The following is a 20,215-nucleotide window of genomic DNA, read 5'->3' on the forward strand; positions in this document are numbered from 1 at the left end:
AATGTTCAACCCGCCTGGACGAGGTTGTGAGGTCGGGCGATCCCGAGGACAGCATCGTGCACGCCATCTCCCTTGAGTCCGTAGTCGCGCAAGATCTTCCAGGTCTTCATCCAGGCGAAGACATCTCAACGCGGGCTCGGACTTGGTTGTGAGAACGGTTGTGCTCTCGCTTCCCACCTCAGAGCCCGCCGCCGGCGGGACGGCGGTGCGGGATCAGGAGACCGGTGCCACGGTAGGCGCCGTGAGCAATGGTTACGATCATTCCGGCTCCATTCCTCGCTCCGGATTCCGCCCACGCCTTGCGTCTCCTAGGGGTCCGAGCCGGCCTCACGCCTGGCGACGTACCCCTGTTCGGAGCAGGCGCCCCGGCTGCCCGCGGCTCAGGAGACACCAGGCCCAGTCCACCAGGCAGGACACGGGCGCCTGGACTGCCACCAGACCCACAGCCCCCGCTGCGGCGAGGCCGGAAAGCGCCCCCGCGACACCGTGTGTTCGCGACACGAGCCGCGCGGTGCCGGCCGGTCGTCCTCGCGGGCGGCGATAGGTGCCCGGCGGGCGGTGGGAGGCCCGAGGGACGACACTGGGAGCAAGGGCTGATACCCGGGAGGTACGGATGACGTGCGGCACACAGGACGATGCCTATGACGTGATCGTTCTCAGCCGAGGCGCTCGGTCGTGACCGCCGTACCCGGCGATTCCGGTGCCGGTCGCCGTCCCGTCCTTGCCGGTCAGACCGTCGTGCTGATCGGTGGCAGCGCGGGCATCGGACTCGAGACCGCCCGCCAGGTGCGCGCGGAGGGCGGCCAGGTGGTCCTGGCCGGCCGTGATCCCGAACGGTTGCGGCAGGCCGCGCTCGAACTCCGACCGCTGAGCACAGCGGCGCTGGACGCGACCGACACCGACCGCCTTGAGCAGTTCTTCCGGGAACTGCCCGGCCCGGTCGACCATGTGATGGTCACAGCCGGCGGCCCGGCCTACATGCCTTTGGCGGACATGGACCTCGCCGCCGCCCGGCGTGCGATCGACGAGCGCTTCGCCACGACGCTCGGGGTCGCCCTCTACAGCCGTGACAAGGTACGGGCCGGAGGCACGCTGCTGTTCATGGGGGGCACCGGAGCCCGCCGGCCCGGTGTCGGCATGGCCGTCACGTCCGCCCTCACCGCCGCTACGCCCGCGCTCATCGCCAACCTGGCGCTGGAACTGGCACCCATCCGGGTCAACGTCATCGCCGCCGGATTCGTCGATACGCCCCTGTCCGCCTCGCTGCTCGGCGATCAGCTCGATGCCCGGCGCGAGGAGCTGCGCGCCACGCTGCCCATCCGACGGGTCGTCGGCCCGGAGGACGTCGCCGCACTGGCCGTCCACCTCATGTGGAACGAGGCGCTCACCGGCGGAACGTACGACATCGACGGCGGTCAGCAGCTCATTTCCCGCTGACGCTCAGTAGCTCCCCGCCGCGGCTCCTGAGGCCTCGTCATCCGGGTGGTTGCCTCCCAGGAGGCGACTTCGAGCTGCTGGTGAAGGGGCAGGTCCCGCCAGCTCCCACCGGTGTTGCCGTGCGAGTTGGGCCCGGATGCAGGCAGGGGCGTCGGGTCGCTCATCGGGGGCCCGCCACGGGCCACGCTGTTGGCGCCCGGTTTGCGCCCCGGCGGCGTCAGCACCGGGGAACCGCATCTGCGTGACCATCCGGCCGTGTGACGGTTGTGTCGGTTATGCATGCCTCCACTCCGGGCAGACCGGCTGCCGTAGGCGCCGTCATGTCACTTCTCCTTCTGCTCGTTGCAGTCCTGAACGGCCCCCCGGCCACCGCCGGCGGCCACGCGCCGCCCGCGGCGGACCCGGACGTGATCCGTGAATGGAACACGATCGCCACCGACACCATCGGCACCAACCTCGGCGCCACCCGCCCCTCGGGCCAGGTGATCATCTGGCACGGGTTCGTCTCGGCTGCCGTCTACAACGCCGTGGTGGGCATCCAGGGCGACTACGCCCCCTACAAGTGGCAGGTGCGTGGCCCCTCCACCGTGTCGCCCGAGGCGGCAGCCGTGGCCGCCGCCCACCGCGTACTGGTCACCTATTTCCCCGCTTCCCAGGCGCCGCTCGACGCCGCCTACGCCGAATCCCTCGCCAGGATCCCCGCGAGCAGCGCCAAGACGCAGGGCGTGGCCTTCGGGGAGCGGGCCGCCGAGCACCTCATCGACCTGCGCGAAGGCGACGGCCGGGGTGCACCAGTGCAGTTCACCGCCCAGCCGGCGCCAGGCGTCTGGCGGCCCACCCCACCCAGCTACCAGCCCTTCATCGACCCGTGGCTCGGCGGACTGCGCCCGATACTGCTCGCCTCCCCGGCCCAGTTCCGTCCCGGGGCCCCACCCGCGCTGTCCTCGGCCCGCTATGCCCGGGACGTGAACGAGGTGAGGACCATGGGGGCGAAGACCGGGTCGCCCCGCACCGCGTTCCAGACCGAGACCGCCCTGTTCTTCGGGGGCAATCTGGGCGTGCAGATCCAGGGGGCGCTTCGGGACTACACGGCTCGGCACCACCTGGGGATCGCTGAGACGGCACGGCTGTTCGCCGCGGCGAACACCTCGGCCACCGACGCCGTCGTCGCTGCCTGGGACGCCAAACTCCACTACGGACGCTGGAGGCCGATGACCGCCATCCAGCTGGCAGACACCGACGGCAACCCCGCGACCCCGGCCGACCCGCAGTGGCAGCCGCTGCTCGTCACGCCACCGCACCCTGACTACATCAGCGGCCATGCCGCGGTCGCCGGCGCCGTGACCCGGACCCTGAGCGGGCTCCTTCGCACCATGCGCCTCGACCTCACCCTCTTCTCCGAGGCCACGGGCACCACACGGCACTACGAATACGCCGACCGGCTCAACGAGGACATGATCAACGCCCGCGTCTGGGCCGGGATCCACTTCCGCTCCGCGGATGTGGCCGGGTGCCAGGCCGGCAGCCGCATCGGCGTCTGGGCGGTCACCCACTACTTCCGTCCCCTGCGTTCGGCGCAGGCCGCGCCGACGGCACTTCCCACGTGCCCGCAGACCAGTACGCGCTGAGGCCCTGACACCTGCCCGGCCAGGACCGTCGGCGGGTGCGTGCCGAGGCGTGCACCCGCCGACGGTCCCGTCCCTCGTGCCGGGTAGTGCCACATCAGACACGTTCGCCCTGTTGGCCGGCTGGCGGTGTCAGCCCTGTTGAGTGTGCGGTCTACTCGGCCTCGAGTTGGTGGTCGGCCCAGATGTAGCTTTCAGGCAGCAAGTCGGTGATAGGGACCGTTCGGGTGCGGTCGCCTTTGCCGACAATGACCTTGAGGGCGGGGAAATAGTCGAGAAGCACCTGACGGCACCGGCCGCACGGGGGAACAACCCCGCGATCGCGGTCGCCCACCGCGACGATGGTGTCCAGCTCGTAGGCGCCCTGCGCGGCTGCTGCGCCGACAAGGACCAGCTCAGCGCAGGGGCCTCCTGTGAAGTGGTAGGCGTTCACCGCGGTGATGATCCGGCCGTCCTGGGCGCGGGCAGCTGCTGCCATGGTGTGGTTGTCGCCCCGGCAGCGCGTGCGAGCGACGTGCGCTGCAGCCTGGACGAGTTCGAAGTCGACGTGGTGGGGCTGCGTGGTCATCTTCTCTGCCTTCGTCGGGTGTCAGGCGACGTTTACCCGCGTGACCAGGGTGCGCAAGCGAATATCGGCGGTGTGCTTGTTCCGCCAGATGATGTGGCGGCGGATCATGCTGCCCTGCTCCTTGTGGCCGGCATGGTCGGTGCCGTCCGGGGTGAAGCAGCGCGGGGCGGTGAACTGGCCTTGATGCGACTCTTGGGCGTCCTGGTCCGTTGGCTGCATCGCTGCGACACCCTGGTGCCACCGCTCCAGCCGCGGACAGTGCAGTCCCATCGCCTACGAGAGGGCACTCGACACTCCGGCAACTACCCAGCCGTATGGCCCGTGTCCAGGGTTCCGGGTCAAAGCTTCCCTTGCCGTTCCGGCGATTTCGCTGCTGGCTGTCGGCCATTCGAGGTGGCAGGCGGAGTGGTCGTGGCTGGCGGCCTCTTCCGATCAGCCAACGGCCTTGCGGCGCGCGCGGTATGCGGCGACGGTGGTCCGGCTGGCGCAGGCGTTGGAGCAGAACCGCCGGGTACGGTTGCGGGAGTCATCGACGTAGTAGCGTCCTCAGGTGGTGGCGCGGCAGCGGCCGATCGTCACGGCCGGGTCACCGGAGACGACGTGCGCGAGTGCGGCGGCACAGCTTCGCCCGAGCCAGCGCACGGGGTCTTCGCCGTTCGGAGCGAAGTGCAGGTGCGGAGAGCCTTCGCCGTCATGGTCGTCGACCCGGATCAGCGGTGGGTGCTCTTCCAGCAGTGCGTTCACGGCGTAGATCGGCCCAATGTGGGAGGCGGCCTCGACGGCATCGCGCAGCCCGGGCAGGAAGGCAGCGAGCCGCTCGGCGTCCGGCTCTGCGATCCGGTGCTGGCGGAACATCTCCTGGCGCAGCTCGCTCGGGGCGTCACCGTTGACGAATTCGACCGCGAGGCGGGTCAGGTTCCCGATGTAGTCGGCGTAGTGCACTTGACCACCTACCTCCCGCACTCGAAGAGCAGGCACCATGACCACTGATGCCACCTACATGATGGACCGTGGACCCGCAGTCGCGCGAATGCTGCATCGCGTCGGCCGGTGGGACGAGGCGCTCGCCGTGCTGCCCACCGACGCGCTCGCGGAGCGGGCCGAGATCCTGGTGGACCGCTACTGGTGGCGGCTGGACGGCGCCGCGGCGGCCGCGAAGGCGGTCAGGGCGCTGTCGCCGGACGACCCCGTGCTCGCTGGATATTTGGGCGCACAGGTTCGCTACACCCGGTTGCTGTTCAGCCTGGGCCCACTTCCCGAAGACCTGCAGCAGGCCCGCGAGGCCTTCGCCACCGCCACGGCCGACGCCCGACTGGCCGGTTGGTCCACGTTCTGGCTCGGGGTGCTCGCCGACAACATCGACGGCGACAGCGCTGCGGCGCGACCTGCCTACCAGCAGGCACTTGGACAGGCCCGCGAGCAAGGTGACGCGCTGCTGGAGTCGTACGCCACCCGCCACATCGGCGCTCATCTCCTGGAACAGGATCGGGAGCAGGGCATCACCCTGCTGCGTCGGTCATACCACCTGCGGGCATCCCTCGGCGCTCGTCCGCAGACCGCGGCAGCAGCCCTCACTCTTGCCGGCGAGCTGCCTCCTGGAGCCGAGGCCGACCAACTCCGCGAGACAGCCGGTCTGACTGCCCGTGAGCTGGAACTGACCTGGCTGCTAAGCGCATTCTGACGTGGGTTCCCCGGCGGGCCCGGCGGCCGTCGGCTCCGGCACGTGGCTTCGCAGTCGCTCGTGCCATTGATTCGTCGGCACACTCAGCGGGCGAACCACGCAGCTCGCCAAGACGGAAAGATCCGCCGGACAGGCCCTGGACCGGTAGCGCTCCGCAATACGGGACCAAGAGCGCCGTGAAACTGACCCGATACCAGCGGACAGCGGCCCGCAGGAAACCCGCGAAAGGGGCGAGCCCCTCGAATTTCTTCTTGCACCTGGGCATGCCGGGGTTGCGGTGCAGCGGCAGCCGGTCCTTGATGTCCTCGAGCACCTTGGCGCGGGACTTGCCGAGTTCGCGTGTGCCCTGCTGCTGGGGTACGGCGCCCTCCCCGAGTCAGGGGACGGCACCCTCACCCGATGACCGTTGTGGCCCGCATTCGCCTCACGAGGTGGATGCCGAATCGCCCTCGCGGCGATTCGACCGAGTCCGGTCCTGCTGCGCAGGAGTCCGGTTCTCCTCGGCCGGCAAGGCCGGGGGCTCCTCGGGGGAATCCGGTGCACCGATCCGGGGTCGGTGAAGGCTCGGCGCGTTGACCCCGGCCGCCGGTTGGGGCCGGTGCCGAACGTAGTGGTTGAGCGGTGACGTCTTGGTCAGGAATCCGATTCGTCGCGGTTGACGGCAATGACGTCACGCGGCAGCCGGTCCGCGCGCAGGTCCGCCAGGTTGTCCAGGAACGTCTGCCCGACCGCGGCTGGTTCTCCGGGGAAGGCGAAGGCACGATGCGGTGAGACGACGAGATTCGGTACCGTCCACACGGGATCGTCCGACGGAAGCGGTTCGACCCGGTGCACGTCGAGAAAGGCGCCGCGCAACCCACCCGAACGCAAGGCCTCGTGCAGTGCCGCGTCCTCCACCGTGGATGCCCGTCCGACGTTGACCAGCACCGCGTGCGGAGGCAACACGGCCAGGACGTCCTTGTCCACGAGGTTCGCCGTCTCGGCGGTGCCCGGAAGGCAGCACACGACGTGGTCGGCACTCGCGGTGGCCTCGATCAAAGCATCGACGCCCACGGTCCGTTCGGCGTTCTCCACGGGGACCGCACCGGTCCGCGTGACCGCGACGCAGTGGGCGCCCAGCGCGGCAAGCCTGTGCACGACGGCTTGCCCGATCCGTCCCGCCCCCACGACGAGGACTGTCGAACCGTGCAGCATCGATGCCTGCGACGTGTACCAAGGGCGTTGTTGCGGACGCTCGGACAGCGCCGAGAAGTCCTTGAGCAGCATGAGCAATGCGGACACGGCGTACTCGGCAACGGACTTCACCGGCACCCGCGCCGAACCCGTCACCAGCAGCCCCGGCGCCGGACCCGCAGCGGGCAGGTGGTCCGTGCCGGTGCCGGTGAGATGCAGCCACCGCAGATTCGGCAGCAGTGCCAGAGCACCGGGCGGGAACTGGTAGCCGATCAGGACGTCTACGCCTCCTCGCACGTCCTCGGGCAGGTCGGCGATGGACTCGCCATGCAGCGTCGGGACTTCCTGATCGATGTATGGCACCAGCTTCGGTGCCATCTTCGTGTGCGCGACGAGCACTTTTGGATGCGTCCAGTCGACGGCGTTCACAGGGCGATGTTCCGGTCGGTCAGCAGTTCCGCGACCGGATCCGGGCTGCCTGAGGCGCTCAGTTCCTGGATGAGCGCACAGTTCTTCTTGATCTTGCTGGCGATCCAGTCCCGCAGCCATGCCGAGAGCTGCGTCGTGGTGAGCCCGGACGGTGCGATGCCGGTGATGACCGTTCCGGTGAGGGCGGCTCCGCCGACGTTCACGACGACGTCCGGGAGCACGATGTGGCCCGCCTCGCGCAGCATGCTGCGGGCCGGCTTGCTGATACTCATGTTCCCGCCTTCGACCACGATGCCCGTACGCACTGAGGACACCGCGGACTCGTCGATCGCGTCCGCGTTCGCGGCGAGCACCAACAAGTCCGCCCCGACCTTCAGCCACGCGCGGTCTCCGTCGTGGATGCGGACCGAGGACGGCAGCTTGCCGCGGTCGATGGTGCCGTCGGTACCGGTGCACTCGATCAGTTGTTGCACCGGCAGACCGGCCGGATCCTCGATCGTGCCCAGCACGTCGGCGACCGCGACGACCTGGTGGCCGGCGGCCACGAGGTGCAGCGCCGCTGCTCGGCCAACCGCCCCGAAACCCTGCAGGACGACATGTTGCGGGGTGCGGACCCCTTGTGCGTCCAGCGTGGCCAGCGCGGCCGTGGCCACACCGAACCCGGTGATGTCGGACATGGTCCGGTAGAACTGGCTCCATTCCACGTCGAGCCGGGTCGCCCCCGGCACACCGGCGATGTCGTAGCCGGCCGCGGCGAAGAACGTGTCCCGGTCGGCCTGGGTCGTCCCCTGGTCACACCCCAGGTACACACCTCCCTGCATCAGCGGTCGGGCCACTTGACCGAACGTCCGCATCAGGGCGTCGCGATCGCCGACCGTGCCTCGGGGGCGGATGCCCGCCTTCGCACCGCCGATCGGCAGGTCGGCCAGGGCCAGTTTGTGGGTCATCGCCCGTGCCAGGCCCGCGAGTTCGGCCGGGTCTACCGTGGCGGTCATCCGTGTGCCGCCCATGGCCAGGCCATTGACCGTGCTGTCCACGACCACCCATGCATCGGCGTCGCAGCCAGGCAGGGACAGCGTGGTGGTGAACAAAGGCGACGGCGCCTGCGTGGGATCGCTGTGCAGTAGCTGAGTCATGTCTTGCTGTCCTTCGTGGGTGTGAAGTGTGTTGGTCACGGCGTCGGCGGGCGGCGGGACGGTCGTCGTAGGGCCGATGCGGCCGCCGAGGGCGTCTCACGTCTGCAGGGCATCACGGGTGGTGAGCGGAGCCGGCTCGGTCTTGCAGAGCGTCCGCCTCGTCCTGGAGGGCATCGAGGTCCTCCGCGACGACGCCGGCGGTGGGAATGTCGGGAAGTCTGTCCTCGATGTGGCGCAGGGGGCGGTAGCGCAGCCCGAGGATGCCCCAGCAGGACAGCAGCAGTCCTCCGACCACCATGAGCAGGCCCATGCCGCGGCCCTGTCCCGTACCGCCCATGATCCACTGGAGGAAGTGGCTGCCGGCGACCCACGGCCCGAACACGTGGTTGTACAGCAGGGGGGTGAGCAGGAAGCCGAGCGGCATCAGTCCGGTGGCGAGCATCTGGTTGGTCGCCACGACGCGGCCTTGCAGTTCCAGGCCGACCTTCGCCTGCAGGATGGCGAGCCAGTGCGCGTTGAGGATGGCGGTGCAGACCCACCACAGGAAGAGCCCGACGCCCATGAGCACGGGTACGGGCCGCAGCCCGATCAGCGCGGTCGCCAGCCCCATCCCGATGGTCGTGCCGATCATGCCGTCGGCACGGCGCCGGGTGCCACCCCAGAGCGCCATGCTGAGGCCGCCGACGGCAGCGCCCAGTCCGCCGGCGGCCACGACCAGACCCAGCACCGCTGCACTGCTCGTGGAGAGCACCAGCGGCGCGGTGAGCACGGTCGTGGTGGCGGTGATGTAGTTGACGACGACGAAGAAGACCACCATCGCCACCATCGGGGGGCGGCGCACGATGAAGCGCCAGCCGCCCGTGATCGCCGAGGCGAAGGTCTCCCGTCGCTTGCGGAACAGCCGGTTCGGGAAGCGCACCACGAGCAATACGCTCGCGCCCATGAGTACGGCGACCAAGTCGACGTACACCACGCCGTTCAGTCCGGTCAGGGTGATCAAGGCGCCGCCGAGCATCGGTGCGATCAGCGTGCTGATGGCGGTGCCCACTTGGATGATGCCGTTGGCCTGTGCGAGGTAGGGCTTGGGTACCAGTTGGGCGACCGAGGCGAGGTATGCCGGCCGCTGGAAGGCGGCCGTCACCGAGGTCAGTCCGGTGAAGAGGGCGACTTCCCAGATCTGCAGGCTCCCGGTGGCCGCCGCGGCGATCAGCCCGGACAGGGTGATGCCGTAGACCGCGGTACAGCCCAGCAGTACGCGGCGTCGGTCGTACCGGTCGGCGACCGCGCCGCCCAGGGGGGCGGCGAAGAACGCGGGCGTCAGCGCCAGCATGGTGATCAGTGAGTAGTAGCCGACCTGGTGGGTGCGTTGGTAGACCCATACGCCCAGGCCGAACGCGGTGAGTGCGGCGCCGGTCATCGAGGCCGTCTGGCCCAGCGCAAGCATCGCGAACAGGCGCAGGTCGCGCAGATCCCGACGGGCCGGACGGGCCGGTCGGGGGGACGGGCCGGCAGCGTCGGCAGACGCGGTGTCCCTGGACGGCGCGGCGGCGGGGCCGCCGCCGGCCAGTCGGCCGGAGATCAGCTCGGCCAGTTCGACGGCCTGGTGTTTGAGGAAGTAGTGACCGGCTCCGGATATCCGGGCGAGCTCGACCTCGTCGGCGAAGGCGTGCCACTCCTGGTACCGCTCCTCGAAGAGCTCCGTGGTGCGGTCTCGGTCTCCGACGACGCACAGGACCGGTGTCCGCAGCCGCGCGGCGTCGGTCGCCTCGAGCTGCGAGCTGAACCAGTCGATGGCCTGGCGCGCGTCGTGCCGCACGGCGCCGATCATCGCTTCCTGGGTCTCTTCCTCCAGTTGTCCGCCGAGGGCCTGCAGTACTTCGCGGTAGGCGCGGTCGGAGGTCCAGCGGTCGCTGGGGAACCAGCGCTGTACGAGGGAGGAGAGCCGTCCGGGAAGCCTGGCAGTGGGGAACGATGCTCCGAGCACCACCCCGGCCAGTTCGCCGCCCTGGGCCTCCAGCTCCAGTGCCAGGGCGACCGCGGCCGCGGTACCGACGCAGTGCCCGTAGACCAGCACCGGTCCTGCACCGCGCTGCGCAAGCTCGTTGCGACAGCCGTCCACCATCTCGGGCAACGTGAGCATGGTCTCGTCCGAGCGTGCGGGGTCGTGGCCGGGCAGCTCCACGGCCAGGATCTCCGCATCGGGGTGACGTGACGTGAGTTCTTTCGCCAGCGGCTGGTACGAGGCCGCAGAGCCGCCTCCATAGGGGACGCAGAGCACCGTCACGCTGGGCGTGGTCCCCTCCGGGGGACCTGCCAGCCGCTGGAGCAGCCCGGAATCGGGTTCGGCGGGCTGGTCCAGGAAGGCCGCCAGTTCACGCACGGTGGGACGGGTGAACAGGTTGATCACCCGTAGGGCCGGGTCGATGGCCCGGGCGGCCCGCAGGGCGCGCAACGAGTCGCCGCCGAGGGAGAAGAAGTCCTCGTCGATGTCGAACTCCGCGTCGGGGAGTTCAAGGATCTCCTGCCAGACGGCGGCTATGCGGCGCTCGGTGTCGGTCCGGGGGGTTGTCCGGTCCGCACGGTCCTCCGCCTCGGGCTGGGGGAGTGCTGCCCGGTCCACCTTGCCGTTGGGCGTCAGCGGGATGCTCGGCACGCTGACCAACGCCGACGGCACCATGTGGGTGGGCAGCACGGCACGCAACGCGGTCCGCGCGGCCCGGGTGTCCAGCGGTTCGCCATCCGAGGGTACGAGCCAGGCCACGAGCCGCCGCTGGTGGGCTTCGCCGACGGCCAGGACGACGGCCTCGCGCACCTGGGGCAGGGCACGGCAGGCGGCGGCGACCTCGCCGAGTTCCACGCGGTAGCCGCGTACCTTGACTTGGTCGTCGAGGCGGCCGAGGAACTCGATCAGGCCGTCGGCGCGCACGCGAACCCGGTCGCCCGTGCGGTAGCAGCGGTGGGTGCCCTCCAGGGGGTCGGTCACGAAAGCGCGCCGGGTGGAGTCGGCATTGTTGAAGTAGCCGCGGGAGACTCCGGGGCCGGCGATCAGCAGTTCGCCCGGCACCGTGGGCGGCAGCAGCCGCCCGGCCGGGTCCACCACGTAGCAGACAGCGTTGGGGAAGGGGGTGCCCAGCGGTGCGACCGCACCGCCCCGGCCCTCCGTCGCGCCGGCCTGTGTCAGGTCGCATCCCAGGACGGAAACGGTGGTCTCGGTCGGGCCGTAGTGGTTGTGCACCGTCAGGTCGGGTCGGGCCGCGCGGACGCGGTCGAACAGCTGCCACGGGCACGCCTCACCTGCCAGCACCAGGGTGCGGCGCGGCAGCACCGCCGCCAGGTCGCCGTGTGCGGCCAGCAACTCCAGGTGGCTGGGCACCATTTTGACGACGTCCACCGAGTGGGTGGCGAAGTACTCGGCCAGCCGCTCCGGATCGGTGGCCGTCTCGCGCTCCACCAGATGCAGCGTGCCCCCGCTCGCCAGAGCCCCGAAGAGGGACAGATACCCGAGGTCGGCTGCGGCGGTGGACAGCAGTGCGAAGGACTGCCCGTGCCCGGAGATGCGCTCGAGGCCGCCGTGCAGATAGTGCACGAGGCTGCGGTGCTCCACCGCGATGCCCTTGGGCGTCCCGGTCGATCCCGACGTGAAGATCACGTAGGCGAGCTGGTCCCGGCTCACCCGTATCGCGGGCCGTGTGGTGGGCAACCCGCTGTCGGCGGCCGTCTCCTCGATGACCGCGACGTGGCCTGCCTGCACCCGGCCCGCCAAGTCCCGCTGCGCCAGCACGATGTCCGCGCCGACCGCCGCCAGGGTCCCCGCCAGCCGGTCGTCCGGGTAGGACGGTTCCAGCGGCACGAACGCCGCCCCGGCTTTGAGGACACCCAGCAGGGCGACTGCCAGGTCCAGGCTTCGGTCGGCCAGCACAGCCACCGGCGCCTCGGTGCGCACTCCGGCGGCAAGCAGCCGGTGGGCGACCCGGTTGGCCCGCCGGTCCAGCTCCGCGTAGGATAGTGTGCCGTCCCATGCGGTCACCGCGACGGAGTCGGGCGTGGCGTCCGCCCTGTCCTCCACCAGGGTCGTCAGAGGGCGCTCCAGTGGGTAGTCGCGCACGGGCCCGCGCAGTACCCCCGCGCTGGGCTCGGCCAGGGGCAGCGCCCCCACCGGCTGGTCCGGGTCGGCCAGCAGACCGTCCAGCATGCGCAGGTACCAGTCGGCGATGCGCTGCGCGCTGTCCCGGGTGAACCGCTCGGCGCGGAACTGCAGGACACCGCTCAGCGGGCCGCCGTCCTCGCGCTCGAAGCAGTGCAGGGCGAGGTCTGTCTTGACGGAACCGGTGCTGATCTCGGCGTACTCGGCCACCAGGCCCACGAAGAGCCCTGAGATGTCCGGGCGGCGGTAGAGGTTCGCCATGGTGTCGAACAGCGGGCTGACGCCTGTGGTGCGCTGTGGGCGCACCCGCTGCACCACCCGGTCGAAGGGCACGTCGGCGTGGCCGAGCGCGTCCAGAACGGTAGTCCGTACCCGCTGCAGCAGCTGCCGCCCGGTGGGATCCCCGGAGAGATCGGAGCGCATCACCACCGTGTTGACGAACAAGCCCACCGCCCGGTCGCTGCCCGGCACGCGGCGTCCGCCGTCCGGCACGCCCACGGCGATGTCGTTGCTGCCGGAGATGCGCGCCAGCAGCGCCTGCCAGACGGCGAGCAGCACCATGAAGGGCGTACCGCCCGACTGGGCGGCCAGCGCCCGCAGCCGTGCGGCCAACTCAACGGGGAACGCCAGGGGCACGTTGCCGCCGGTATCGGAGGGCACCGAGCGCTGCGGGTGGTCCGCCGGCAGGTCCAGCGCTCCGGTGGAGCCGCGAAGCCGCTCCTGCCACCAGTCGAGGTGGCGGGACTCCAGCTCGTCGGGCAGCGGTTCGACGGTCGCGGCGTACTGCGGTGGTGCCGGCGGAAGGGGGCCAAGGCCCAGCCGGGCGCTGTACAGAGCGGCCAAATCGGCCACCAGCAGTCCGGTGGACCAGGCGTCGGTGGCGATGTGGTGCACCACCAGCAGCAGCGCGTGGTCCTCCTCGCCCAAGGCGAAGCACACGACCCGCAGCGGGCACTCACGCTCCAGCGCGAAGGGCCGGCGCACGTGCTCACGCACCTGACGCTCCAGCTCGGCCTCCGGGTCCTGGAACGAGCCGAGCTCCACGGTGTCCAGCGGCACGTCCTCGGCCGGCTTGGTCACCATGACCGGGTTCGGTCCTGAGGCGTCCACGACGCTGCGCAGCACGTGGTGCCGCTCGGCGAGGTGGCGCACCGCCCCCAGCATCGCGTCGCGGTCCAGTGCACCGCGCAGCCGCAGCAGTACCGGAACCAGGTAGGCGGGGCTGTCCGGCTGTAGCTGGGACTCGAACCACATGCGTTGTTGAGCGGCACTGAGCGGCACCGGACCGTTCTGCTCGGCGGGGCGTCGCGGGCCCACCGTCCGAGCGGACAGCAGTGCCCGCAGCCGGTCCTGGTCTCTGTCCGAGGAGCGGGTGGCGGGGACGGTCATTCGGTGCCGCCCTCCTCCGCGTCCAGAACGGCGAGGGCACGCCGTTCCACTTCAGCAGCCAGGTCGGCCAGCACAGGGAGTTCGAAGACGGTGTGCACGGCCACTTCGACGCCCAGCGCGTCCCAGATCTCCCTGGCCACCCGGATCGCCGTCAGCGAGGTACCGCCGTGTTCGAAGAAGGAGTCGGAAGCCGCAACGTTCTCCACGTGCAGCAGCCGCTCCCAGGTCTCCGCGAGAAACACCTCCACGACCGTGGCGGGCTCCACCCGCTTCCGTTCCACCGCGGTCCGCGGCGAGGCCTCCTGCCGCGGCGGCACCGACAGTGCGATGGCCAAGCAGGCATAGTCGGGCGCGGAGGTGCCCTCCGTGAGGACCTGGAAGAAGCCGTCCAGAAGTGCCTCGGCAGCGGTTTCGTCAAAGCGCTCCACGTCGTAGGACAGCTGCACTTCGGTGCCGGAGGCGGTTTCGTTGACGAGGAAGGTGACTTCGTAGCGGGCCGCACCGGTGTCCAACTCGCCCAGTGACCGCAGCTCCACCTCACCCGCCGACGCACGGACCGGAGCCCCGGACGGGTGCACCGAGAGCGCCACCGGGGTCAGCGGCACTCCGGCCAGCCGCGCCACACCGGCTGCGTCGGCCGCCTCCGAGAGGGCAGCCGCGGGCAGGTCGGTGTGTGCCAGCATGCGGTTGCGCGCCAGCGCCGCGAGTGCGGCCACCGAGCGGAAGCTCTGCTCGGGCTCCCACCGCACCCGGACCGGGAGGACCGAGATCAGCGGGCCGACCACCCGGTCGAGTTCCACCAACTCGCGTCGCGCCGCCGGAACCCCGACGACAACGTCGTGGGTGCCGGTCCAGCGGGCGAGCAGCACATCCAGCGCCGCCAGGTACAAGGAAAATTCGCTCAGTCCGGTGGTTGTGCCCAACCTGTGCACGGCCTCGGCCGTCTCCGTCGGCAGCGGGCGGACCAGTCGCGCTCCCCGGTACTTCGGGGGGCCGCTGCGAGGGCGGCGGGCCACGTCGTACGGCGGTTGTGCGCCCGCCAGTTCCTCGGTCCAGAACGCCTGGTCGGCACTCGAGGAGGCAGCGAACAGCTTCTCCTCCCAGCGGGCCACGTCACCCAGTTGCACGGCGGGGTCCGCGAGCTGGTGCCCGGCATCGGCAAGGTGCGCGGCGAGCTCGTCCAGGACGATGCCGCCGGACCAGCCGTCGAAGGACATGTGGTCGACGGCCATCACCAAGGTGGCCGCGTCCTGCGCGGTGCGCAGCAACACGGCGCGCAGCGGCGGTATGTCGTGGTCGGACGCGAAGGTCTGCCGGGCCGCCTGGTCGACCAGCGCACGGATCTCCGTTTCGGTCATCGTCCGTGCGTCGTACTCGGTGAAGGGCACGCGGGCCGGGGCAAGCACCTCGCCCATCGGCCCGTGCTCGCCCTCCCGCACCACGGTGCGCAGCGCCTCGTGCCGGACGACGAGAGCGTCCAGGGCAGCGGTCAGCGCGGCCGAGCTGACAGGGCCGATGATGCCGATCGCGAATGCCTCGGTGGTGACCCCGGGGAAGCCACTGACCTGGCGCGTCGTCCACAGTTGGCGCTGTATGTCGGTCAGCGGCACCTCTGCGGCTGGCAGCCTGGTCGGCGGCGGTACCGGCGCTACGGCGCCGGCGAGTCGGCGGGCCAGTCCCGCCGCGGTGGGCTCGGCCAGGAAGTCTCCCAGCTGTACGGTGGCACCCAACTCCGCGCGGACGCGTGCGACAACTCGCGCGGCGGCCAGCGAGTGGCCGCCGAGAGCGTCGAAGCGGTCCGTGCTGCCCACTCGGGGAAGACCCAGGACATCCGCGATGATGGCTGTCACCTGTCCCTCAGCGCCGTCGCGCGGCGCCTCGTAGGTGTCGTCGCCGTCGGTGCCGTTGGTGAGGGGGATCGCGGGCAGTGCGGCCCGGTCCACCTTGCCGTTCGTGTTCCGTGGCAGTTTCTCCAGCACCAGGATGCGCGCCGGCACCAGGTAGTGGGGCAGTCGCTCGCGCAGGTGGTCCCGGAGTTCGGCCTCGCCGCCGCGGACTCCACGTAGGCGTGCAGTACGCGGGTTCCGTCGGTGTCAGCCGGGGCGATGGCCACGGCGTGCCGCACAGCCGGGTGCGCGGCCAAGGCGGACTCGACCTCACCGAATTCGATCCGGAAGCCGCGCACCTTGACCTGATCGTCGAGGCGGCCGAGGTAGTACAGGAGTCCGTCCTTGCGGCGGACGAGGTCGCCGGTGCGGTAGCGCCGGCCGCCGGGGGAGGCAGGGTCCTCGACGAATCGCTCGACCGTCAGTTCGGGCGTGCCGAGATAGCCCCGGCCGACAAGCGGTCCCGCCACCCACAGCTCGCCCGGCGTCCCGTCGTCCACCACCCGCTGGCCGGTGTCACGCACGGTCAGCTCGCAGTCGGCGACCGCCGTTCCGATGGGCGGATTGCCGATCTCGTCGCGGGCGATGACGTGTGTGGCGCAGAAGACGGTGCACTCGGTCGGCCCGTAGAGGTTGACGACGGTCTCCACACCCGGCTGCGCGTAAAGGCGGTCGACCAGTGGGCGGGTGACCGCCTCGGCGCCGACGTTGACCCGGCGCACGCTGCTGGGCAGCGGCTGTTCCAACAGGGCGGCCAGCGACGAGGGGGGTGCGCTGATCATGGTGACCTCGTCGCGGGCGGGCAGCGTCGGCAGCGCGAGGATGTCGTCCGCCAGGACGACGCAACCTCCGGCGCTCAGAGGTCCGAAGATCTGGTGGACGGACGCGTCGAAGGAGATCGACGCCGTGGCCAGTCCGGCCCGCAGGTGCCCGGGGTCGATGGTCCGGCCCATCCATCTCAGCAGGGCGACCACGGAGGAGTGTTCAATCACCACACCCTTGGGGGTGCCGGTGGAACCGGACGTGAACAGCACGTACGCGACACCGCTGCCCGCCCTGGCCGGAGCCTCTGCACCGTCGTCCGGGCCGTCGATCAGTACGGGCTGTGCGCCGGTCGCGGCGACGGTCGGGGCCAGTTCACGTGTGGTCAGGATCTGCTGGAGCCCCGCCTGTCGGACCATTCCGGTGAGGCGGGGCACCGGCAGATGCGGGTCGAGTGGGACGTAGCCGCAGCCTGTCCGCCACACCGCCAGCAGCCCGGCCACCAGGCGCTCGTCGCGGCCGAGGCACACACCGACCAGGCCCCCGGACGGCTCGGTCAGCCGCCGCGCGAAGCCGGCGGCCAGCCTGTCCAGTTCTCGGTGGCTGGTTCGGCGATCACCGACGATGACCGCGGTCGCGTCGGGGACGCGTTCGACCTGAGCGGCGACAAGGTCGTACACACTCGTCATGGGGACTCTTTCTCATTACTCGAAGGGGGCTGCTCATGCGACGGACAGCCCCCGTCCACATGAAGCGGTGCTCCAGTGATTCATCACGCCGCTGAGCTGGGCTGGAACCGGACCATGGACGCGATGTCCCGCGGTATGCCCAGGTGCTTCAGCGGCAGGCAGTGGTGCGCTGAGTGAAGCCCTGGTCCGGATGGGTTCCGGGGGTGCCCAGCGTGTGCTCGGTCGCACCTTGGGTCAGCACGGGTCTGGGCCGTGGTGTTGACGTGGATGCGGTGACGGGGGCAGACGGGTGTCGCCCCCGTCGGATCGGGGGATGGTCCGTCCGCGCGCGCTCTCGCGACTGCTCCCGGCCCGCCGCTGTCCGAGGGCAGCGGCGGGTCTCAGAGCCGCGTGGCCATCAGCGTGTGGAGGTTGGTGTCGGCCAACCAGGGTTCCTGCTGGTGGGAGACGGTGAATCCGGCCTCCGCAAGGAGGTTCGAGCAGATGGCCAGACGGCCGTCGATGTCCTGCACCTCGACGACGACCGACCGAATACGGTGCCAGTCGTCGTCCGCGATCCCGCGGAGCACATCCAGTTCGGCCCGTTCGACGTCGATCTTGAGGAGCGCCACCCGGTCCACGTGGTTGTCCGCGAGAATGTCGGAGATGGTGACGACTTCGACGGTCGCGTATTCCGGGGCATGAATTCCTTCACAGACCTTCGCCGCCTCTTCTTCGTCAAGACCTCGGTTGCGCAGGTAGGCGATGGTCAGTTGATCGTCGATGCGTGGGTCTGCATAGAGCCCGGACTGGCTCGGCGTCAGCGGGTAGTAACCGAAGGTGCGTTGCCCCTTCTGATCGGCAACCGCGTACGGGAACGCCTGCGCCGCACTGCTGTGCCGGGTCAGGTTCTCGACCAGACACCCGAAGACATCCGTGGCCGGCTCGAAGGCGAGCACCCGCACGTCATCGGCCTGTTCGGCGAAGTACATCGCCGAGATACCGATGTTCGCCCCCACATCGAGCACCGTCTCTCCCCGAGCGATGCCTTTTGCCGCCTCCGCGTAGACCCCGGATTCGAAGATCTCCCGCCACAACATGTGCGCGTCGGTTGCCTGAGGACAGCGCACCGTTCGTCCGTCGGGCAGCGGAACATCCATAGCCGTCTTACTCGTCCCGACGGACTCCGCTCCTGCCCGGCCTGGGTTTCCAGGCCGGTGCGGCCCCTCGGGCACCGCCGCGACCGGCTCGGCGCCACTGCTGTCCGCGGCCTGCTTCACCGCTGCGCGCAACGGCGCGGGCGTGGGGTCCTGACGGGTGACATGTTTGCGTTCCCGCAGGAGTTCGCGCAGCAGCGGGCGTTCGACACTCACCTCGCGCGACGGAGCCGGTGTGGGTCGTCCGTCGGTCAGCCGTTCTCCGGCGCGCCGGCGCAACAGCGCTCGATCCAGTTTTCCGCTGGTGGTCAAGGGAGTCTCGTCCATGATCAAGAACCTCGTCGGCACTCGCGGGCTGCGCCCAGGCGACGAGTTCCACGTCCTCAGCGACCTTGCCCGCAACCACCGCGGCCCCGTTCAGCTCGGTATGCGCGGCGAGGTGGTGCTCGATCTCCTGTGGTTCGATGCGCTGACCTCGGATCTTGACTTGATCGTCGACGCGTCCCAAGTACTCCAGCTCGCCGTCGACCAACCGCACCCGATCGCCGGTCCGGTACAGCCTTTTCACCGAAGACCCCTCCGGGGCACCCACGAACGCCTTCGCGGTCAGGTCCGGCCTGTTCAGATAACCCAACGCCAGCGGCACGCCACCGATATGCAGCTCGCCCTCGTGGCCAGGCGGTACCGGCAGCCCGTTTTCGTCCAGCACCGTCAGCACACAGTTGTCGATCGGTCGTCCAATGCAGACGACGTCGATATCCGCCGCTGCCGCCGGACAGCTCCAGTGACTGACGTCGATGGCCGCCTCAGTGGGACCATAAAGGTTGTGCAGAGCAGCGGTCAGGGTGCTCACGAAGTCTCTGGCCACCTCCACCGGGAGCTGTTCGCCGCTGCAGAACACGTGCCGCAGCGACGTGCACCGCGCGGCGTCCGGCCACCGGAGAAACTCACGCAGCATGGAGGGCACGAAATGGCAGACCGTGATCTGCTGCTCCACGACGGCCCGCGCCACCAGTACCGGATCGCGATGCTCCTCCAGGGAAAGCAGGACACAGGTGGCCCCGGAGATCAACGGCAGCCACAGTTCCCAGCCGGACACATCGAAAGTCACGGGCGTCTTCTGCAGGATGCGGTCCGTGAGACTGATCCGGTAGGCGTCCCGCATCCACAACAGGCGGTTGACCAAAGCTGCGTTCGGCACCACGACACCCTTGGGCGCCCCCGTTGAACCCGAGGTGAACAACACATATGCGGGCTGTTCGGCAGCGGCCTCGAGCAGCGGTTCGGGTTCGCCCTCGACTGCTCCGGCAGCAAGCGAGGAGATCTCGATCGTGTGCAATCCCTGCGCGGCCATCATGGACTCGGTGGCGGCGGTCACCAGTGCCGTTGTGCTACCGGCGACTTCGAGCACCTGACGCACCCGGGCGGGCGGATCCTGCGCCTCGACGGGCAGATACGGCAGTCCTGCCTTGAGTACTCCCAGCAACGCGACCAGCAACTCGTTGCTCCGGGGCACCACCACCACGACGGGCAGACCAGGCGTCGCGCAGTCTCGCAATGCCTGAGCGACCGCGTCGGACCGTACCTCCAGTTGCCGGTATGTCATCGTCCGCGCCCCGGCCTGGGCGGCGACGGCCGTCGGGTTCAACCGCGACACCGCCCTGACCAGCCCTGGAACGCCATGAACAGTTTCGCTGTCCACCTTGCGGCCAACCAGCTCACCGCGAGTGACAGCCTCTTCTTGCCGCACGGAAACCCCACTTGTACGCACCGAGTTGCCACGCGAACGTACGTACGCGATTGCCTGATGGGCAACGCTCCTTGACGACGTCCTAACTCAGCGTCTCGTCAGGGGGCGGTCGTAGTGTCGGTTTCCTGCTTTAAGTCCGGTTTGCTGGGTGGGGGTTGCGTCGACCCGCCAAGCGGGTTCGGGGCATGATGATCTTCCGGTTCTGTGCCGGGGTTCTGCGCAGGGCGCCGGCCTGAGGACTCTGCCGAGGAAGGTGTACATCGGGCTGGCTGACTGCGAGGACGAGGGTGACGAGGTGGTGTACGTGGGCGCCACCGAGTGGAATACAGGGGAAGAACCTCGCCTGGCACCGGATCACAGTGGGCATACGGTGACAATCCGGTCTACAGGTAAGGGTTCAGTATGGAAGA

General features: G+C 69.8%; 12 protein-coding genes and 3 pseudogenes. 3 read left to right on the plus strand and 12 right to left on the minus strand.

Going from position 1 to position 20,215, the window contains the following annotated elements; translation table 11 throughout:
- Window positions 1-5: 5 nt before the first annotated feature.
- Window positions 6-301 (minus strand): annotated as a pseudogene (locus ABZ904_RS38935) (transposase family protein); the annotation flags it as partial.
- Between the two features lie 374 nt (window positions 302-675).
- Here ABZ904_RS38935 and ABZ904_RS38940 point away from each other — a divergent pair.
- Together ABZ904_RS38940 and ABZ904_RS38945 are read left to right on the plus strand one after the other, a co-directional pair.
- Complete coding sequence (locus ABZ904_RS38940; RefSeq protein ID WP_359407380.1) at window positions 676-1,437, plus strand: SDR family oxidoreductase; 762 nt, start codon at window positions 676-678, stop codon at window positions 1,435-1,437.
- Window positions 1,438-1,757: 320 nt separating this feature from the next.
- Entirely contained in the window at window positions 1,758-3,065 is a 1,308-nt protein-coding gene (locus ABZ904_RS38945) for a vanadium-dependent haloperoxidase (RefSeq protein ID WP_361001562.1), read from the plus strand.
- A 151-nt stretch (window positions 3,066-3,216) separates the two neighbouring features.
- On the opposite strand, the gene ABZ904_RS38950 is transcribed toward ABZ904_RS38945, so the two are convergent.
- From ABZ904_RS38950 to ABZ904_RS38965, 4 genes and pseudogenes are all read right to left on the minus strand, one after another.
- Window positions 3,217-3,630, minus strand: a complete 414-nt coding sequence (locus ABZ904_RS38950) for a cytidine deaminase (RefSeq protein WP_361001565.1) — start codon at window positions 3,628-3,630, stop codon at window positions 3,217-3,219.
- 21 nt (window positions 3,631-3,651) lie between these two features.
- A pseudogene (locus ABZ904_RS38955) lies at window positions 3,652-3,813 on the minus strand (transposase); the annotation flags it as partial.
- 249 nt (window positions 3,814-4,062) lie between these two features.
- Window positions 4,063-4,167: pseudogene (locus tag ABZ904_RS38960) on the minus strand (CGNR zinc finger domain-containing protein); the annotation flags it as partial.
- A 9-nt stretch (window positions 4,168-4,176) separates the two neighbouring features.
- Window positions 4,177-4,572: a hypothetical protein gene (locus tag ABZ904_RS38965; protein ID WP_359407368.1), complete on the minus strand. Its 396-nt coding sequence runs from the start codon at window positions 4,570-4,572 to the stop codon at window positions 4,177-4,179.
- Window positions 4,573-4,609: 37 nt separating this feature from the next.
- Here ABZ904_RS38965 and ABZ904_RS38970 point away from each other — a divergent pair, with 37 nt between their 5' ends.
- Window positions 4,610-5,311: a hypothetical protein gene (locus ABZ904_RS38970; protein WP_361001572.1), complete on the plus strand. Its 702-nt coding sequence runs from the start codon at window positions 4,610-4,612 to the stop codon at window positions 5,309-5,311.
- Window positions 5,312-5,944: 633 nt separating this feature from the next.
- On the opposite strand, the gene ABZ904_RS38975 is transcribed toward ABZ904_RS38970, so the two are convergent.
- From ABZ904_RS38975 to ABZ904_RS39005, 7 genes are all read right to left on the minus strand, one after another.
- On the minus strand, window positions 5,945-6,913 hold the full coding sequence (locus ABZ904_RS38975) for an NAD(P)-dependent oxidoreductase (protein WP_361001575.1): 969 nt from the start codon (window positions 6,911-6,913) through the stop codon (window positions 5,945-5,947).
- Window positions 6,910-8,049: a Glu/Leu/Phe/Val dehydrogenase dimerization domain-containing protein gene (locus ABZ904_RS38980; RefSeq protein WP_361001578.1), complete on the minus strand. Its 1,140-nt coding sequence runs from the start codon at window positions 8,047-8,049 to the stop codon at window positions 6,910-6,912. The genes ABZ904_RS38975 and ABZ904_RS38980 overlap by 4 nt, the downstream gene beginning before the upstream one ends.
- A gap of 112 nt (window positions 8,050-8,161) precedes the next feature.
- Window positions 8,162-13,582, minus strand: a complete 5,421-nt coding sequence (locus ABZ904_RS38985) for an amino acid adenylation domain-containing protein (RefSeq protein ID WP_361828872.1) — start codon at window positions 13,580-13,582, stop codon at window positions 8,162-8,164.
- Complete coding sequence (locus tag ABZ904_RS38990; protein WP_361828878.1) at window positions 13,579-15,525, minus strand: condensation domain-containing protein; 1,947 nt, start codon at window positions 15,523-15,525, stop codon at window positions 13,579-13,581. The genes ABZ904_RS38985 and ABZ904_RS38990 overlap by 4 nt, the downstream gene beginning before the upstream one ends.
- Window positions 15,429-16,919, minus strand: a complete 1,491-nt coding sequence (locus ABZ904_RS38995) for an amino acid adenylation domain-containing protein (protein ID WP_361001584.1) — start codon at window positions 16,917-16,919, stop codon at window positions 15,429-15,431. Before ABZ904_RS38995 ends, ABZ904_RS38990 begins: the two co-directional genes overlap by 97 nt.
- Before the next feature lie 380 nt (window positions 16,920-17,299).
- Window positions 17,300-17,998: an FkbM family methyltransferase gene (locus tag ABZ904_RS39000; protein ID WP_361001587.1), complete on the minus strand. Its 699-nt coding sequence runs from the start codon at window positions 17,996-17,998 to the stop codon at window positions 17,300-17,302.
- A 67-nt stretch (window positions 17,999-18,065) separates the two neighbouring features.
- Window positions 18,066-19,805 (minus strand): amino acid adenylation domain-containing protein, encoded by a 1,740-nt coding sequence (locus tag ABZ904_RS39005; protein WP_361828874.1) that lies wholly within the window; start codon window positions 19,803-19,805, stop codon window positions 18,066-18,068.
- Window positions 19,806-20,215 lie beyond the last annotated feature (410 nt).

Source organism: Streptomyces sp. NPDC046900, assembly GCF_040644975.1.
Classification (GTDB): Bacteria; Actinomycetota; Actinomycetes; order Streptomycetales; family Streptomycetaceae; genus Streptomyces.

Excerpts from the sequence above, each read along its gene's own strand:
- ABZ904_RS38945 (WP_361001562.1), top strand. The coding sequence starts at position 1,758 with ATGTCACTTCTCCTTCTGCTCGTTGCAGTCCTGAACGGCCCCCCGGCC.
- ABZ904_RS38950 (WP_361001565.1), bottom strand. The coding sequence starts at position 3,630 with ATGACCACGCAGCCCCACCACGTCGACTTCGAACTCGTCCAGGCTGCA.
- ABZ904_RS38970 (WP_361001572.1), top strand. The coding sequence starts at position 4,610 with ATGACCACTGATGCCACCTACATGATGGACCGTGGACCCGCAGTCGCG.
- ABZ904_RS38980 (WP_361001578.1), bottom strand. The coding sequence starts at position 8,049 with ATGACTCAGCTACTGCACAGCGATCCCACGCAGGCGCCGTCGCCTTTG.
- ABZ904_RS38985 (WP_361828872.1), bottom strand. The coding sequence starts at position 13,582 with ATGACCGTCCCCGCCACCCGCTCCTCGGACAGAGACCAGGACCGGCTG.
- ABZ904_RS38995 (WP_361001584.1), bottom strand. The coding sequence starts at position 16,919 with ATGACGAGTGTGTACGACCTTGTCGCCGCTCAGGTCGAACGCGTCCCC.
- ABZ904_RS39000 (WP_361001587.1), bottom strand. The coding sequence starts at position 17,998 with ATGTTGTGGCGGGAGATCTTCGAATCCGGGGTCTACGCGGAGGCGGCA.